Source organism: Variovorax sp. GW823-FHT02B07, from assembly GCF_058797695.1.
On sequence record NZ_JBXAJX010000001.1, the window covers coordinates 583,882 to 599,507 of the forward strand.

Below are 15,626 nucleotides of genomic sequence, written 5' to 3' on the forward strand. Positions count from 1 at the left end.
GACCCTCTTCACGTTGCTGGAAGGCGCCCGTGCGTCTTTTCGGTCAACGCGCCTTCGCGCACACGTGCTTGAACACGATCCCGCTCACCGTGGTCGGACCGCCCACGGCCTTCCACTCGCTGCGCCGGGCGAGGTCGATGTCGTGCACTTCCAGCGGCCCGTTGTGGCTGACGACGCGGCGCATCTTTTCACGCCGGCCCTTGCAGTCGTAGTCGTAGAGATAGCGCGAGGTGCGAAACGGGGTCTTGCCCACGTCGGTCTGCAGTTCGTCGTAGCGGTAGAGCGTCCATGCTTCCACGGCATCGCCATGCGGCTTGATCGAATCGCGCTGCAGCAGGACCTGCTTGCGCGGGGTGGTGGCGATCTCGGTCCAGGTGTCGGCGGCGTGTGTGGCAACTGCAGTCAGCAAGGTCGCCGCTGCGCAAGCGAATGCGACAAGGTGGCGTGCCAGCACGGCGCGGTGCTCGGGCAGACGAGGCTTCATTGGTTTCACTCCCTGTGAATCGGTGGCAAGCAGGCGAAGGATGCCATGCATCGCCGCGAGCGAGAACCTGCGCCTCAGGCCGCGATGAACGCCGAAGGCTTCTGCCCCAGCCGCTTGCGGAACATGGTGGAGAAGGCGCCCGGGCTGTCGTAGCCCAGCTGAAGCGCCACCGCGGTCACCGGCCGGCCCATCGCCAGCTGGGCCATGGCCGAGAGCAGGCAGGCCTGGCTGCGCCACTCGGCGAACGCCATCCCGGTGTGCTGGCGGAAGAACCGGCTGAAGGTGCGTTCGCTCTGGTGCAGCTGCTGCGCCCAGGCCAGGGGCGAGGTGCGCACGTCGGGCGCGTGTAGGAAGGCGATGCACAGCGCCGCCAGTCGCGGCTCGCCCGGCAGCGGCGCAAAGAAGGGCAGGGCCGCCGCGCGGCCGACTTCTTTCAGCACCAGCGACATCAACAGGCCGTCGCGGCCGCGTTCGTCGTACAGCGCCGGCACGTCGATGGCCTCGATCAACAGCTGCCGCAGCAGCGGCGACACGGCCAGCACCTCGCACTGCGGACCGCCGCGCGGCGCGGCGGCCGGCTCGATGTAGAGGCTGCGCGTGCTGACGCCCACCATCCGCACCCGGTGCGGCTTGCCGGCCGGAATCCAGACGCCGCTGTGCGGCGGCACGACCCAGGCGCCGTCGTCCGTGCCCACCTCCATCAGCCCGGTCGCGCCGTAGAGAAACTGGGCACGGCGGTGGCTGTGCATTTCGAGCAGGGTGCCCGGCGCGTAGTCGGTGCCGATGGCCAGCACGGCGCGGGGCGTGGGGTCGAGGGTGTCGAGGGACTGGTTGCGCACGGCAGCGGGTCGGTGGGTTGGCCGGAACGCAAATATTGTTGACCGAACATCGCAAGCGCGCCAGCCCCTCGAACTCTAGCCTCAAGGCTTCTTTCCGTGTCGATGGAGTGCCTTGTGTCGCTGTATGTGATGTTGGTGGTGTGCGGATGCCTGACGGGCGTCACCACCGTGCTGTTCGGTTTCGGCGGTGGATTCGTCGTGGTCCCGTTGCTCTACCAGCTGCTGTCCCAGCTGAACGCGGCCGACAGCGCCGTCGGGCAGTCGGCCATGCAGATCGCGGTGGCCACGTCCACCTGCGTGATGGTCTTCGGCGCGTTGCTGGCCACGTGGCGCCATCAGCGTGCAGGGACGCTGGACTGGTCGCACATCCGGCCGCTGCTGGGCGTCATCGGTGCCGGTGCGGTGCTGGGGGCGCTGGCCGCCACCGCGGTCCACGGGGAATGGCTGCGCTGGGCGTTTGCGGCGTACCTCGCGCTGACCATCGTGGACTGCTGGCTGCGCCCCGGCTTTCTTTCGCCGATCGTGGCGAGCAAGGCGGCGCCCTCTCTCGCGGCCACGACGCTGTCGGGCCTGGCGATCGGCTGGATTGCCGCGTTCCTCGGCGTCGGCGGCAGCGTGATGACGGTGCCGCTCATGCGCCGTCGCGGCATCGAGATGAGTCGCGCGACGGCCATGGCGAACCCGCTGTCCCTGCCGGTCGCGCTGGCGGGCACGGCCACCTACGTGGCCCTGTCCGCCACCTCGACGCCGGCGTTCGGGCCGTGGCATGTGGGGTATGTCGACGTGCGCGCGGCGGCGGCGCTCGTGGTGGGTTCGTGGATCGGCATCCGCGTCGCCGCACTGTGGATCGGGCGCATTCCGGACCGCATCCACGCCAAGGTCTACCTGGCCTTGTTGATCGTGGTGTTCGGGGCGATGGTGGTGCGCTGAGCGCGCGGCACCGTCCCGCTTCACGCCATCGATGCGCCCAGCAGGAAGTCCGTGACCTCGTCCGAGAACACGCTGCGCCGCGCACCGAGGAACACGCCGTTCGCGTCCTGCGGGTCGGGCCGCGCAGCAGGCATGCCGTGGGCCACCAGGGCCTGGGCGCAACCGACCCAGTCGCCGCCTTCGACGGGCTCGTTCAGCGAGGCCCACGACAAGGTGCCGCAGGCGTTGTCGCCGAAGCCGTGCGGCGCCTGCCAGTCGGCACCGTGTGCAAGCAGGAACCGGGTGAGCGCCGCATCGCCGCAGAACACGGCGTGGTTGAGCGCCGAGGCGTCCCAGTCGCCGCCACGGACTTCGAGGGGCCAGCCGAGCGTGACCATCGCCTTCACTGCATCGCTGCAGCCCTGGGCTGCGAGTTCCGGCAGCAGGCGAAGCTGTGTGGGGTCGAGCGCGCCGATGAGGCCAGGGTGCCGCGCCTGCAGCGCTCGCGCCGTGGCTTCGTCGCCTCGCGCGCAGGCTGCGATGAAGGCCTCGCTGGTGGGGAGTGGCGCCGGGTCGCCGCTCGCGGCCTGCAGCAGCTGTGCGACCTCGGTCAGCCCGAAGCGCAGGGCGATGGTGTGCGCGGGCGTGCCGTCTTGCGTGAACACGTCCGGTCGCGCGCCGGCGGCCAGCAAGGCCTCGATGTGTGCGGGCGAACGGCGGCGGCGAAGGGCCCACAGCAGCGGCGAACCCCAGTCCGAGATGGGTGGGCCCTGCGGCGGTTCGTTCGCGTCGCCGCCGTGTGCGAGCAGGAGGCGCAGCGTCTGGACGTCGTCCAGGTCGAGCACCCGGTACAGCGCGTTCGAACCTGTCACGCGCGCGCCGGCTTCCAGCAGCAGCTTCGTGCAGGCGGGCTGGTCCAGCGAGTGGTACAGCGATTCGCCGTCGTTCGGATCGGCGCCGGCGTCGAGCAGCAGCTTCGTCAGCTCAGCGTCGTGGTTCTGCCCGGCCGCGCCGTACAGCGCGGAAAGCCGCTCGGTGTCGGCGGGCGCTTCGAGCGATGCGGGAGGCCAGCGGTTGCCGGCGGACTGATCGGGAGAGGCGCCGGCGTCGAGCAGGAACTTCGCGCACGCGTGCAGGCGTTCGCGATGGCCGGGCAGTCGCATCAGGCCGGAGTGCGTGACGGCGACGAGCGGCGGCAGTTGCAGCGGGCCGCCCGCGCGATGGACCCATGCCGGGTCTTGCGCGGTGGCGTGGCGCAGCGCGGCTTCGTCGCCGATGGCGCAGGCCACCCACGGGTCGCCACCCGCCACCAGGGCGGCGTTCTCGTCGCGCATGCGCAAGGCCACCGCGGGCCGTGCGCGGTTCGTGCCGCCGGTGATGTCGCCTGCGTACACGAGGCGCAGCCAATGGAGCACTGCTTGGGCCGGGTCATCGGCCTGCGCCCTGCGGGCGAGGACAAAGCCCTGCAGGTCGGCCCACGACGCGAAGCCGTACTCGCGCGCCACGCACGACTGGGCATCGTGCAGGCGCAAGCCCTGGGCTGCCAAAGCGGCATCGGTCTTGCCCGACGCAGCCGGCAGAGCGCTACGAAATCGGTGAAAGGCCTCGGGGTCGTTGCTTCGGTAGAGGGCAAGCAGTTCCTTGGCTTGCTTCTTCAGGTGGCCGATGTCGGGCCGGGCGGGAATGCGCTTCATGGAAACCTCCGTGCATCAGGCGCCGATGACCCGCAAATCCGGCTGCACAAAAGGCTGTGGATCGTCATGAAGAAGGCAAGTGGGTTCAACCCTTCCCGCGGGCCCGGGCGCGGCTTGCACCGCGGCCCGGATGGTAGCGGATCGGGGCAGGGCGACGCCACGCGCCGAAGTGCAGGTCACCGCTTGCGCGCCACGATGAAGGGGCGGTTCTCGCCACCCTTCGTCGCGTGGTTCTCGCTGGCAAGCATCTCGAAGCCGGCCGCCTGCAGATGCGCCCCGAGTTCTGCCGCCCGGAACACGCCGGCATGCGGCGCCAGCCCGATCGCGCGCATCGCGGGCAGCAAGGCCAGCCGCAGCAGCGGGGTCATGTCGCCGAGGCAGGGCGTCTTGGAGACGAGCAGGCCCTGGGGTGCGAGCAGGGCGTGGATGCGGCGCAGCGTGCCGGGCAGGTCGCGCACCAGGTGGAGGTAGTTGAAGCCCAGCACGCCGTCGAAGGGGCCTTCGCCCGGAGCCAGCGTCTCGGCGGTCGCCACGCGGAACGCCAGGCCGGGCACAGGGGCGGCGGCGTGTTTCTCTTCGGCGATGGCGATCATGCCTTCGGCGATGTCCGTCGCCAGGTACGCGCGAACGTGGGCCGCGAGGCGCAGGGCCGTCGTGCCGGTGCCGCAGCCCAGTTCGAGCACGCGCGCGTCGGGCTTGAAGAGGGCGCGGGTCCGCTCGAGCGTGCGCGCGTAGCCGGCCTCGTCCGCGATGGCGCTCTTCGCGTAGCGGCGCGAGCTGCGGTCCCAGAATCTGGCGTCGTTCGCGAGGCTCATGGTCTTGGATCAGCGGCGTGTGGAAGGATGCGGCGCACTGTAAACCGCCACCCGGGCGCTGTCGCCGATTTGCACCGTTTCGCCCGCCATGTCGCTATGCTGGCGCCCGCCAATCACTCCAGGAAAAGAGACTCTCATGACCATGCGTACCTCGTCTTTCTTCTCCCTGCGTTCCGTCGCCCTGGCCTGCGGCCTGGCGCTCGGCGCCGTGGCCACCGCGCAGGCGGCGCCCGATGCGAAGCTCCTGGCCGCTGCCGAGAAGGCGCAGCCCGCCGTCATCGACAACCTGAAGGAGATGGTGTCCATCGAGTCGGGCAGCCTGAACGTCGAGGGCCTGATGAAGATGGCCGACGTGATCGAAGGGCGCCTGAAGGCGGCCGGCTTCAAGACGGAGCGCCGCAAGGCCTCGGCCGGCGCGGGCGCCGACATCGTCATCGGCACGATCAAGGGCACGGGCAAGCGCAAGATCATGCTGCAAGGCCACATGGACACGGTGTACGCGCCGGGCATCCTGAACAGCCAGCCCTACAAGGTGGACGGCAATCGCATCTACGGCCCCGGCATCGCCGACGACAAGGGTGGCCTCGCGGTGATGATGGCGTCGCTCAAGATCCTGGCCGACGCGGGCTGGCGCGACTACGACACGCTCACGGTGCTCGTGAACCCCGACGAAGAGGTGGGCTCGGTGGGCTCGGGCGAACTCATCGCCACCACGGCCGACCTGCACGACACGGTGCTGTCCTTCGAGCCGACGGCCGCCAAGGCGGTGGCCAAGGGCGAGTCGCTGCTGCTCGGCGCGGCCGGCATCGCGCAGGCCACGCTCGAGGTGAAGGGCCGCGCGGCGCACGCCGGCGCTGCGCCCGAGCTGGGCCGCAACGCGCTGTACGAGCTGTCGTACCAGATGCTGCAGACCAAGGACCTCGCCAAGGACATCCCCGGCGTGACGCTGAACTGGACCGTGGCGCGCGCCACCGGCCCGATCAACCAGATCACCGAGAAGGCGCAGGCGCTGGGCGACATCCGCATCACGCAACCTGGTGCCGAGAAGAAACTCACCGAGGCGCTGCAGGCCAAGATCGCCAGCGGCAAGCTGATTCCCGACACCGAGACCACGGTGAAGGTCGAGGTGGGCCGCCCGGCCTTCGTCGCGGGCGCCAAGGGCCGCGCGCTGGCCGAGAAGGCGCAGGCGATCTACAAGGAACTCGACCGCGAACTGGCGCTGACGCCGATGACCGGCGGCGGCACCGACGCGGGCTTCGCGGGCCGCTCGGGCAAGGCCACGGTGGTCGAGAGCTTCGGCCTCGCGGGCTTCGGCTACCACGCGCGCGACGAGTACATCGAGGTCGACTCGATCGTGCCGCGCCTGTACCTCGTGACGCGGCTGCTGACCGAGATCGGCAAGAACTGAGTCTGTAGCGCGCAGTGCGCCCAAGGCAGGGGCCGCGGGTTCACTGCGGTGCGTTGGGATCGCCCGGGCGGCGGCGATGGGCGGCAGCTGCCGCCGCTGCGGCCTGCGCCTGGGCCTGCTGCTGTTGCGCCTGCTGGCGTTGCATCTGTTCCTGTTGGTGCTGCTGGCGGGCCTGGTTCTGCGCCGCCTGCTGTTGTTGCTGCATCTGCTGGCGCTGCATCTGCTCCTGCTGCTGGCGTTGCTGGGCCTGGGCGGCTTGCTGCTGTTGCATCTGCATCTGGCGCGCCTGTTCCATCTGGGCCTGGCGTTGCTGTTGCGCCGCTTGCGCCTGTGCCTGTTGTTGCTGTTGCTGTTGCTGTTGCTGCTGCTGCTGCTGCTGCTGCTGCTGCTGGCGACGGGCCTGCTCCTGTTGAGCCTGTTGCTGCATCTGCTGCGCTCGCTGGGCCTGTTCCTGTTGAGCCTGCTGCTGCATCTGCTGCGCGCGCCGGGCCTGTTCCTGCTGCGCCTGCCGTTGCTGTTGCTGGGCGGCCTGGGCCTGCTGCTGTTCCTGCTGGCGACGTAGCTGTTCCTGTTGTGCCTGTTGCTGCTGCATCTGTTGGCGCCGGCCCTGCTCCTGCTGGTCCTGGCGTTGCTGGCGCAACGCCTGTTCCTGTTGCTGCGCTTGCTGCTGGCGACGCGCCTGCTCTTGCTGGGCCTGCTGTTGCTGCTGCATCTGCTGGCGACGGGCTTGGTCCTGCGGGTCCTGGCGTTGACGCAGGGCCTGCTCCTGTTGCGCTTGCTGCTGACGTCGTGCCTGTTCCTGCTGCGCCTGTTGTTGACGTTGCTGGTCTTGCGTGGCCTGCTGTTGCTGCATCTGTTGGCGACGGGCTTGCTCTTGCGGGTCTTGCCGCTGACGCAGTGCCTGTTCCTGCTGCGCTTGCTGCTGGCGCCGTGCCTGCTCCTGCTGGGCCTGTTGTCGACGCTGCGGGTCCTGCGTGGCCTGCTGTTGCTGCATCTGCTGGCGACGGGCTTGTTCCTGCTGATCCTGGCGTTGGCGCAGAGCCTGGTCCTGTTGCATCTGCTGCTGACGCCGTGCCTGCTCTTGCTGCGCCTGTTGTTGACGTTGCTGGTTCTGTGCCGCTTGTTGCTGCTGCATCTGCTGTCGACGGGCTTGCTCCTGCTGGTCCTGGCGCTGGCGCAAGGCCTGTTCCTGCTGCACCTGTTGCTGGCGCCGAGCCTGTTCCTGTTGCGCCTGCTGTTGCTCGCGCACCTGGTTCTGGGCTGCCTGCTGCTGCATCAGCGCTTGTTGTTGCTGCTGTTGGGCACGCGCCTGTTGTTGCAGCTGCTCTTGCTGCTGCGCCGCCTGCCATGCCGCCGCACCGGTCGGCGGGCCGCTGCGATCGCCTGCGTAGTTGTTGTTGTAGACGTTGCGCACGTTGTTGACCACCGTGGTCGAGCGCGACACATACGTGCTGTTGTTGTAGACCACCGCGGGCCGGTAGGGCGGGGGCGGCGGTGCCGCGCGGTCGCGCCAGCGCGGTGCGCCCCAGTTCATGTTCCAGGCGTTCCAGCCCCAGCCGTGGCGCTCCAGTGCGGAGCCGACGATCACGCCGCTGCCGAAGGCCAGCGCGCCCACCGCGGCCACCTGGCCGCGGCTGTAGCCGGGCTCGACCACCACCGGCGGCGGTGCATAGGCATAGCCGGGGTAGACGGCCACGGGCGTGTCGTACACGACCTGCGGGTCGTAGCGCGGCACGTACACCACGTCGGGCTGCACGGGCTCGATGGTGATGAGTTCCTCGGGCGGCTCGATCACCAGAGGGCCCGCGTACATCGGCTGCATGTCGGGCGCGGGCGTGTAGTTGGGCGGCGTTGCGGCGCGCGCCACGCGCAGCTTGTCGTTGTTCTTGAGGCGGCCGGCCTTCGACGCGCGCTGGCGCATCACCTGGATCGCGTTCATCACGTCGGCCGGGTCGTTGTAGTAGGCCTTGCCCAGCGAGGTGGTCCACGCGATGTTGCCGGCCATCTGGTCCATCACGGGCCGGAATGCGGTGAGCGACTTCACGCTCGGGTCCCACGGCTGCTGGTTGGCGGCGTCGGCGAGCGGGCCGGCCTTGAGCGTGGGGTTCTGCTGCAGCCAGCCGTGGGCCGCGGTGATCTGATCGGGGTAGGTGGCGCCGGCCAGGATCTGCGCGACGAGCTTGTCGGGGTACAGCGCAATCGGCGCGACCAGCTGGTAGAGCTGCTCGGCCGAAGGCGGCGTGTAGGCGGCGGGCACCGGCGCGGCGACGGGCGCGGGGGTTGGTGCCTGGGTGGCCGGTGCTTCAGCGGCGGGAGGCGGTGCTGCGGGCTTGTCGCAGCCCGCAACGAACAAGGCTGCGACGCACAGCGAAGCCATGAGGCGCCGCTGAAGGAGGGGGCGGTGGGGAGAGGGTGTCATCTGGCATGTCCTGAAGACGCCGGCAGGGTGCCCGGAACTCCTTCAACGGCGGGCCAGAGCAGGCGATGACACAGCCTGCGCCCCGGATGCAACGGTCTGTGTCGGCGGTGCGCCGCCTGTGCTGTCGGCGCAGGACCACGAGACCACCGGGCGACGTGGCGATCGCCCGGGGAAAGACCTCTAAGTCGTTACTTGGCGCCGCCCGAGTACTTGGTGACGCTGCTGGCCTTCACGTGGTACCCACTCACGCCCATCATCGAGTCGTTGCGCAGCGTCTGCAGCTTGCCGGTGACCCACACGGTGTCCATGGCGCGGAACTTGGCACCCTTCTGCGGAATGACGTGCAGGATCTGGTTGGCCGGCGGCGGTGGCGTGTGGATGCAGGCGCCGAAGTAGGGCACGAGCAGGAACTCGGTGACCTCGCCCTTGGCCTCTTCGAGCGGCACGATGAAGCCGGGGATCTTCACTTCCACGCCGTTGAGCGCGGGGTTGGTGGGCGCGTTGTTCGACACTTCTTGCATCTTCATCAGCAGCTCGTTGGCGCGCGGGTCGCCGTCGTCGAGCGTGCTCAGGTCGATGCCCTTGAAGGCCTTGGCCGGGTCCCAGTCCTTGGGCACCAGCTCTTCCCAGCTGATCTGGCGCGGCTGGCCCGCCGCGGCCTGCGGCGCGGCGGCGGCCGGCTTGCCGCCCAGCGGGTTGGTTGCCGTGGTGTCCTTCGGTGCGGGCTCGGCGGCCCAGGCGGCGGCTGCGAGGCAGGCGCCGGCCAGCAGCATCGACAGGGCGGTGAGCACGCGGGGTGTGGAGGTCTTCGTCATGGTCAGATTCTCGGAGAAAGGCCGTCGGCCAGCGACAGGCGGTAGGCCCGGATGCCGGGCAGCAGGCTCGCGAGCCAGCCGGCGACCAGCAGGCTCGCCGTCAGCAGCCATTCGTTCAGTGTAGGTTCGGACAGGCTCAGCGTCAGCCCGAACTGCGCCTGCAGCCATGGCGAGAGCAGGGCGATGCCGAGCACCGCCATCGTCACGCCCAGCAGCACGCCCAGCACGGTGACCAGTGCGCCTTCGAGCGCCAGCAGCGCCAGCACATGGCGCAGGCCCGCGCCCACGGCGCGCAGCACGGCGAGCTCGCGGCGGCGTTCGTTCAGGCCCGCCATCACCACCGACACCAACCCCGCCAGGCTCACGAGCGCGACCAGTGCCGACATCAGCAGCAGCGCGTTCTCGCCGATGCCGATCACGCTCCACAGCTCGTCGAGCGCCACGCCCGGCAGGATGGCCATCAGCGGTTCGCCGGTGTAGGTGGAAATCCAGCGCTGCACGCCGAACACGGCGGCGCGGTTCTTCAGGCCCACGAGCGCGGCCGTCACGTTCTTGGGCGTGAGGTCGAACTTGCGCACCTGCTCGGCCGGAATCTTCACGCCCGGCATCGGCGCGCCGCCCACCCATTCGAGGTGGATGGCTTCCATGGCCGCCAAGCCGATGTGCACCGTGCGGTCGACCGGCGTGCCAGTGCGCGCGAGCACGCCCACCACGGTGAAGGGCTTGTCGGCATGCTCGGCCACGTTGAGCTCGCCGCTGCCATGCGCCAGGGTGATCTTCTGGCCCACGTGGTAGCCCAGCTTGTCGGCCACCTCGGCGCCGACCACGGCATCGAACAGCGCATCGAAGGGCTTGCCTTCGCGCAGCTTCAAGGTCTGGCGGTCGCCGTAGCGGAAGTGCGTGAAGTACTCGGGCGTGGTCGCGAGCACCGAGAAACCGCGGTGCGAATCGCCCAGCGACAGCGGCACCACCCAGTCGACGCCGGGGTGCGCCTGCAGTGCCTGCACGCTCTTCCACGAGATGTTGTTGGTGGCCGCGCCGATGCGGAACACCGAGTACAGCAGGAGCTGCGTGGAGCCGGTGCGCGCGCCCACGATGAGGTCGGTGCCCGAGACCGACGAGGCGAAGTTCTCGCGCAGCTCGGTGCGGATGCGCTCCACGCCCAGCAGCAGGAAGGTCGACAGCGCGATCGAGAACACGGTGAGCGCGAGCGTGAAGCGGCGGTTCCAGGCGCTGCGCCACGCGATGGAGAAGAGAGCTCTCATGCGTCCACCGCCATCGCGTTGCTCGCCGCACGGTTGATCTCCGGCAGCAGCACATGCCGCGCGAAGCGTGGTGCGATGCGCTGGTCGTGGCTCACGAACACGAGCGCGCTGTGGTTCACGGCGCAGGCCGTGAGCAGCACGTCGAGGAAGGCTTCGCGCCGGTCTTCGTCGAGCGCGGAGGTGGGCTCGTCGGCGATGACGACCTCGGGCTGGCCGATGAGCGCGCGCGCCGCGGCCACGCGTTGCTGCTGGCCCACCGAGAGCTGCAGCGCCTGGCGCTTCCACAGCGCGCGGTCCAGGCCCATCTGGTCGAGCAGGTGCTCGGCTTCGTCGCGCGAGCTGCCGTTGCGCGCGGCCTGCGCCTCGCGCCGTGCCGAGAAGCGGCAGGGCAGCAGCACGTTGTCGAGCACGCTCAGGTAGGGCAGCAGGTTGAACTGCTGGAAGATGTAGCCCACGTGCGCCACGCGGGCGCGGTCGCGCTGCGTGCCCGAGAGCTTGGCCCAGTCGTGGCCCAGCAGCGTGACGCGGCCTTCGTCGGCCACCAGCACGCCGGCCAGCAGCGACAGCAGCGTGCTCTTGCCGCAGCCGCTCGGGCCGTGCAGGAACACGGATTCACCCGCCGTGATGCGCAGGGCCTCGATGTCGATGCAGGGTGTCTTCACGCCGGGCCAGGTGAAGCGCAGGGCTTCGGCGGCGAGCACGACGCGCAAGTGCGTGGTCTCGGCCTGCGGGAGGGTGCTCACGCTGTCACTTGCCCAGCGTCAGGCGGGAAGGCTGCGCCGCCTGCGCGCCGCTCGGGCGCTTCAGCTGGCGCTTGAACTGGCCTTGCGCACTGGCGATCTGCACGTCGATCTGGCGTGCGCCCTTGAAGGCCGAGAACAGGTTCAGGTCGATGAACTTCGCGGCAGCGGCCTGGGTGCAGTTGAAGGAGAAAGAGGCGTCGAGGTCGGCGTGCCCGCTCGATTCGGCGGGGTCGGGGTTGCCCAGGCCGAGCGCGCCGGAGCGCAGGTCGACGGGGCCGAGCTTGCAGTTGGCGGCGGGGTCGATGGAGAAGAGCTTGTCGGCCGCGCGCAGCTGGGCGATGGCGGCCTCGACGGTCTTCTTCTCGGCGTCGGTCTTGGGCGCGCGCTCGAAGCCGACGATGTTGTCCAGCGGCGATTCCATGGCGATCACGATGGTGGGCCCGTCGATGGCCACGTCGAGCTTGAGCTGGCCGTGCACATGCGCGTGCTGTTGCTGGGCCTGTGCGGGAAGGATGGCGGCCGCGAACAGCGCGGCGGCGGTCAGTGCGAAGCCGGAGGACGTGCGTCGAAGTCGGGTGTGCAGGGTGTGCATCATGGTTCTGCGCCTTGCCGGGTCGGCAGCCCCGGCGTGTTGCTCCATTCGCTCCAGCTGCCGGCATAGAGCGCGGTCGTCCCGAACCCCGCGATCTGCATCGCGAGCAGGTTGGGCACGGCGCTCACGCCGCTGCCGCACTGGTGGACGACGGTCGCCGCATCGCGCCCCGCGAGCAGCGCTTCGAACTCGGCGCGCAGTTGCGCGGCGGGCTTGAACTTGCCGTCGGGACCGATGTTGTCGGCGAAGGGCCGGTTCAGGGCCCCGGGGATGTGACCCGCGATCGGGTCCAGAGGTTCCACCTCGCCGCGGTAACGTGCACCGGCACGCGCGTCGATCAGCTGCTGGTCAGGTTGGCCGAGCCGGCGCACCACGGTGTCGGTGGTCACGAGTTTGGCGATCGGCTCGCCCTGTACGAAATTCGACTGGAAGCGCGCGGGCTCCTCGCGTTCGGTCACTTCGCCGCCCGCGGCCTGCCAGGCCTGCAGGCCGCCGTCGAGCACGGCCACGGCGTCGTGGCCCATCCACTTGAGCATCCACCACAGGCGCCCGCAGTAGTTGGCGCCGTTGCGGTCGTACACCACGGCCTGCATCGTGTTGGAGAAGCCCACGGACGAGAGCCAGGCCGCGAACTTCTCGCGGCTGGGCAGCGGATGGCGCCCGCCCGAGGCGGGCACGCCGTCGTCCTGCGCCACCACCACGTCGCCGCGCGCGCCGGGCAGGCCGTGCTTGGCGCTGAGGTCGGTGTCGAGGTTGGCGTACTGCGCGCCCGGGATGTGCGCGGCGGCGTACAGCTGTGCGCCGGCCTCGGGCTTCATGAGGTCGAAGCTGCAGTCGAACACCATGAGGGGCGAGTCGCCCTCGCGCAGCTGCCTGAGTTGTTCGACGGAGATGAGGGTGGTGTACATGGCGGGAGCTCCTTCGAAAAATGGTTCGGCGATGGGTGCCGTGGCTGCTGCGTTCAGTGTTCCTCGGCCGGCGCCTTCGGCACGGCCCGCTGGCGCAGCACGGTGGCCGCGATGCCGCTGGCGATGATCAGCGCCATGCCGGCCCAGCCGGCGGCGTCGATGCGGTCGTCGAACAGCACCACGCTGTAGAAGGCCGCGAACACGATGCCCGAATATTGCAGGTTCGCCACCACCAGTGTGCCGGCCTGGGTCTTGGCGGTGGCGTAGGCGCGGGTCATGCACAGCTGTCCGAGGGCAGCCAGGAGGCCGATCGGCAGCAGCCACAGCGCATGCTGCCACGTCCACGAACTGCCGCCCGAAAACCCGGTCGCGGCCGTGGCGAAGGCGCCGGCCACGGCCGAGCCGACCGCGAAATAGAAGACCGTGCGCAGCTCGGGCTCGCCGATGCGCGACAGCGCCACCACCTGCATGTAGGCAAAGGCGGCCGTGACGCCCGACAGCAGGCCCAGCATGCCCGCGAAGCCGTCACCACCGCCCACCGTGGGCTTGAGCATGAGCACCACGCCGGCAAAGCCCGCGAGCACCGTCATCACCAGCGGGCCCTGCAGCGGCGGGCGCTCGATGCGGCCGTCGCGCCCGGGCACCGGCACCCAGGCCAGCAGCGCGCCGCCGACCAGGAAGGCCGCGACCCACACGCTGCTCATGTAGTTGAGCGTGACGGCCGTGGCCAGCGGCATGTGGGCGATGGCGTAGAACCACGCGCCCAGCGACACCACGCCGATGGTGCTGCGCCAGGCGTGCATGCCGGGGTACTTGGTGGCCAGCGAGGTGCCGCGGTTGCGCGCCAGCAGCCAGAGAAACACGATGCCGATGAGGCCGCGCCCCAGGACCATCTCACCGCTGTTGAACCATTCGGAGGCCACCTTCACGACCACGCTCATGGTGGCGAACAGAAAGGCCCCGAGCACCATCCACAGCGCTTGCATCGATTGACATCCAGATCAGAAAAAAGAAAGCCCCGGCGGGTGCGGGGCGAGAGAGGCGAGGGTCAGACGGGTGGTTGCTGCATGGCGTTGCGGTACCACTCGTGGAACTGCTGCATGCCGTCTTCCATGGGGCTCTGGTAGGGGCCGGTTTCGTTGTCGCCGCGCAGCATGAGCGCGCGGCGGCCGGCGTCCATGCGCTCGGCGATCTCGTCGTCTTCCACGCAGGTCTCCATGTAGGCGGCCTGCTGGGCCTCGACGAATTCGCGCTCGAAGGCGACGATTTCCTCGGGGTAGAAGAACTCGACCATGTTGAGCGTCCTGGTCGGGCTCACCGGGTGCAGGGTCGACACGGTGAGCACGTGCGGGTACCACTCGATCATCACGTGCGGGTAGTAGGTGAGCCAGATCGCGCCGTACTTCGGCGGCTTGCCGTCGCGGTACTTGAGCAGCTGCTCCTGCCACTTCTGGTAGACCGGGCTGCCCGCGCGGCCCAGGCGGTTGGCCACGCCCACCGTCTGCACCGAGAACTCGGGCTTGAACTCCCAGCGCAGGTCGTCGCAGGTGACGAAGCTGCCCAGGCCGGGATGGAACGGGCCGACGTGGTAGTCCTCGAGGTAGACCTCGATGAAGGTCTTCCAGTTGTAGTTGCACTCGTGCAACTCGACGCGGTCGAGCGCGTAGCCCGAGAAGTCGAGGTCGGCCTGCGGGCCCAGGCCCGCCATGTCGGCCGCCACGTCACGGCCGCTGCCGTCGGCGTTCTTCTCGAACAGAAGACCGTTCCATTCGGTGAGCGGGTAGTTGTGCAGGTTCAGGCACGGGTCCTGGTCGAAATGCGGGGCGCCGATCAGCGTGCCGGTGGTGCGGGCGTCTTTCGCGGCGTAGGTCCAGCGGTGCAGCGGGCAGACGATGTTGCCGCCGGTCTGGGCGTCGAGCTGGCCCCGGCCCTGCAGGATCAGGGCCTGGCGGTGGCGGCAGACGTTCGAGATGAGTTCCACGCCCTTGGGCGTGTGGACCAGCGCGCGGCCCTGGTGTTCCTGCGGCAGGGTGTGGAAATCACCCGGCTCGGGCACGGCCAGTCGGTGCCCGACGTAGCGGGGCCCTCGCGCGAAAAGGTTCTGCATTTCGCGGGCGTACAAGGCCTCGTCGAAATACGCGGTAACTGGAAGTTGGCTCGCGGCCTGCTGCAGTTGAAGACTTAAATCAGACATGGAGGACCTGACCAAGCTCCCCACAGGGAGAAAAAAAGAAAAAAACGGAAGGCGCCGTCTGCAAGGGTGACGGCCCGAAGAGGTGTGCCGGTGCGACCGGCGGGGGAAGCGGGGATTGTACCCGGGGGGCATTTTTGCGCCCGCCGGGTTTTTGCCTCGCATGGCCGGGCGTCATACAGGGTGTTGCAAAGGGTCGCGCGCGCGTGCACAGGCTGCCCGGCGGTTCGTTGCGCCCCCGCCCTAAAATGTTCCGTTTCATCCACGATTCGTTGCATGCCCAAGGTGCCTTCTCCTTCCACGACCAGCCCGGCGGCGACGCCCGACACCGGGCCGCTGCCCGCCAGCTACGAAGCCGGGCTCCAGGAACTGGAACAACTGGTTGCAGAACTCGAATCGGGCCAGTTGCCGCTGGACCAGCTGCTGGGCAGCTACCAGCGCGGCGCCGCACTGCTCGGCTTCTGCCGCGACAAGCTGCAGGCGGTCGAGGACCAGATCAAGGTGCTCGACGCGGGCAGCCTCAAGCCCTGGACGGCCGAATGAG

At 69.3% G+C, this 15,626-nt stretch carries 15 protein-coding genes; 3 read left to right on the forward strand and 12 right to left on the reverse strand.

Annotation, left to right across the window (positions count from 1 at the left end; all coding sequences use genetic code 11):
- Positions 1-43 precede the first annotated feature (43 nt).
- Positions 44-484: a surface-adhesin E family protein gene (locus AC1RGU_RS02835; protein WP_492694598.1), complete on the reverse strand. Its 441-nt coding sequence runs from the start codon at positions 482-484 to the stop codon at positions 44-46.
- A gap of 74 nt (positions 485-558) precedes the next feature.
- Complete coding sequence (locus AC1RGU_RS02840; RefSeq protein ID WP_492694600.1) at positions 559-1,323, reverse strand: AraC family transcriptional regulator; 765 nt, start codon at positions 1,321-1,323, stop codon at positions 559-561.
- Positions 1,324-1,425: 102 nt separating this feature from the next.
- Here AC1RGU_RS02840 and AC1RGU_RS02845 point away from each other — a divergent pair, with 102 nt between their 5' ends.
- Positions 1,426-2,253, forward strand: a complete 828-nt coding sequence (locus AC1RGU_RS02845) for a sulfite exporter TauE/SafE family protein (RefSeq protein WP_492694602.1) — start codon at positions 1,426-1,428, stop codon at positions 2,251-2,253.
- A gap of 20 nt (positions 2,254-2,273) precedes the next feature.
- Here AC1RGU_RS02845 and AC1RGU_RS02850 read toward each other — a convergent pair whose 3' ends face one another.
- Together AC1RGU_RS02850 and AC1RGU_RS02855 are read right to left on the reverse strand one after the other, a co-directional pair.
- Positions 2,274-3,926 (reverse strand): ankyrin repeat domain-containing protein, encoded by a 1,653-nt coding sequence (locus AC1RGU_RS02850; RefSeq protein ID WP_492694604.1) that lies wholly within the window; start codon positions 3,924-3,926, stop codon positions 2,274-2,276.
- A 176-nt stretch (positions 3,927-4,102) separates the two neighbouring features.
- Positions 4,103-4,741 carry a class I SAM-dependent methyltransferase gene (locus AC1RGU_RS02855; RefSeq protein ID WP_492694606.1) on the reverse strand — a complete coding sequence of 213 codons (639 nt, stop codon included), beginning with the start codon at positions 4,739-4,741 and terminating at the stop codon, positions 4,103-4,105.
- Positions 4,742-4,877: 136 nt separating this feature from the next.
- Here AC1RGU_RS02855 and AC1RGU_RS02860 point away from each other — a divergent pair, with 136 nt between their 5' ends.
- Positions 4,878-6,149, forward strand: coding sequence for a M20/M25/M40 family metallo-hydrolase (locus tag AC1RGU_RS02860; protein ID WP_062468836.1), 1,272 nt, complete (start codon positions 4,878-4,880; stop codon positions 6,147-6,149).
- Positions 6,150-6,189: 40 nt separating this feature from the next.
- On the opposite strand, the gene AC1RGU_RS02865 is transcribed toward AC1RGU_RS02860, so the two are convergent.
- From AC1RGU_RS02865 to AC1RGU_RS02900, 8 genes are all read right to left on the reverse strand, one after another.
- A complete protein-coding gene (locus AC1RGU_RS02865; protein WP_492694608.1) occupies positions 6,190-8,568 on the reverse strand; it encodes a DUF3300 domain-containing protein in 2,379 nt (792 codons plus the stop codon).
- A gap of 188 nt (positions 8,569-8,756) precedes the next feature.
- Positions 8,757-9,383 carry a DUF3299 domain-containing protein gene (locus AC1RGU_RS02870; RefSeq protein ID WP_492694610.1) on the reverse strand — a complete coding sequence of 209 codons (627 nt, stop codon included), beginning with the start codon at positions 9,381-9,383 and terminating at the stop codon, positions 8,757-8,759.
- A 2-nt stretch (positions 9,384-9,385) separates the two neighbouring features.
- Positions 9,386-10,648 carry an ABC transporter permease gene (locus AC1RGU_RS02875; RefSeq protein WP_070061815.1) on the reverse strand — a complete coding sequence of 421 codons (1,263 nt, stop codon included), beginning with the start codon at positions 10,646-10,648 and terminating at the stop codon, positions 9,386-9,388.
- Entirely contained in the window at positions 10,645-11,391 is a 747-nt protein-coding gene (locus AC1RGU_RS02880) for an ABC transporter ATP-binding protein (RefSeq protein WP_062468827.1), read from the reverse strand. The genes AC1RGU_RS02875 and AC1RGU_RS02880 overlap by 4 nt, the downstream gene beginning before the upstream one ends.
- Before the next feature lie 4 nt (positions 11,392-11,395).
- Positions 11,396-11,986, reverse strand: coding sequence for a DUF2796 domain-containing protein (locus AC1RGU_RS02885; protein WP_492694613.1), 591 nt, complete (start codon positions 11,984-11,986; stop codon positions 11,396-11,398).
- On the reverse strand, positions 11,983-12,891 hold the full coding sequence (locus AC1RGU_RS02890) for a sulfurtransferase (protein ID WP_492694615.1): 909 nt from the start codon (positions 12,889-12,891) through the stop codon (positions 11,983-11,985). Before AC1RGU_RS02890 ends, AC1RGU_RS02885 begins: the two co-directional genes overlap by 4 nt.
- Positions 12,892-12,944: 53 nt before the next feature.
- Positions 12,945-13,877 carry a DMT family transporter gene (locus AC1RGU_RS02895; RefSeq protein ID WP_062468822.1) on the reverse strand — a complete coding sequence of 311 codons (933 nt, stop codon included), beginning with the start codon at positions 13,875-13,877 and terminating at the stop codon, positions 12,945-12,947.
- A gap of 62 nt (positions 13,878-13,939) precedes the next feature.
- Positions 13,940-15,085 (reverse strand): aromatic ring-hydroxylating oxygenase subunit alpha, encoded by a 1,146-nt coding sequence (locus AC1RGU_RS02900; RefSeq protein WP_056582780.1) that lies wholly within the window; start codon positions 15,083-15,085, stop codon positions 13,940-13,942.
- Between the two features lie 273 nt (positions 15,086-15,358).
- Here AC1RGU_RS02900 and xseB point away from each other — a divergent pair, with 273 nt between their 5' ends.
- Positions 15,359-15,625 carry an exodeoxyribonuclease VII small subunit gene (gene xseB, locus AC1RGU_RS02905; RefSeq protein ID WP_062468817.1) on the forward strand — a complete coding sequence of 89 codons (267 nt, stop codon included), beginning with the start codon at positions 15,359-15,361 and terminating at the stop codon, positions 15,623-15,625.
- The last annotated feature ends 1 nt before the right edge of the window (position 15,626 follow it).

Coding starts and splice junctions, on each gene's coding strand:
- AC1RGU_RS02850 (WP_492694604.1), bottom strand. CDS start 3,926: ATGAAGCGCATTCCCGCCCGGCCCGACATCGGCCACCTGAAGAAGCAA.
- AC1RGU_RS02865 (WP_492694608.1), bottom strand. CDS start 8,568: ATGACACCCTCTCCCCACCGCCCCCTCCTTCAGCGGCGCCTCATGGCT.
- AC1RGU_RS02860 (WP_062468836.1), top strand. CDS start 4,878: ATGACCATGCGTACCTCGTCTTTCTTCTCCCTGCGTTCCGTCGCCCTG.
- AC1RGU_RS02855 (WP_492694606.1), bottom strand. CDS start 4,741: ATGAGCCTCGCGAACGACGCCAGATTCTGGGACCGCAGCTCGCGCCGC.
- AC1RGU_RS02835 (WP_492694598.1), bottom strand. CDS start 484: ATGAAGCCTCGTCTGCCCGAGCACCGCGCCGTGCTGGCACGCCACCTT.
- xseB (WP_062468817.1), top strand. CDS start 15,359: ATGCCCAAGGTGCCTTCTCCTTCCACGACCAGCCCGGCGGCGACGCCC.
- AC1RGU_RS02900 (WP_056582780.1), bottom strand. CDS start 15,085: ATGTCTGATTTAAGTCTTCAACTGCAGCAGGCCGCGAGCCAACTTCCA.
- AC1RGU_RS02885 (WP_492694613.1), bottom strand. CDS start 11,986: ATGATGCACACCCTGCACACCCGACTTCGACGCACGTCCTCCGGCTTC.
- AC1RGU_RS02845 (WP_492694602.1), top strand. CDS start 1,426: ATGGAGTGCCTTGTGTCGCTGTATGTGATGTTGGTGGTGTGCGGATGC.
- AC1RGU_RS02890 (WP_492694615.1), bottom strand. CDS start 12,891: ATGTACACCACCCTCATCTCCGTCGAACAACTCAGGCAGCTGCGCGAG.
- AC1RGU_RS02870 (WP_492694610.1), bottom strand. CDS start 9,383: ATGACGAAGACCTCCACACCCCGCGTGCTCACCGCCCTGTCGATGCTG.
- AC1RGU_RS02875 (WP_070061815.1), bottom strand. CDS start 10,648: ATGAGAGCTCTCTTCTCCATCGCGTGGCGCAGCGCCTGGAACCGCCGC.
- AC1RGU_RS02895 (WP_062468822.1), bottom strand. CDS start 13,877: ATGCAAGCGCTGTGGATGGTGCTCGGGGCCTTTCTGTTCGCCACCATG.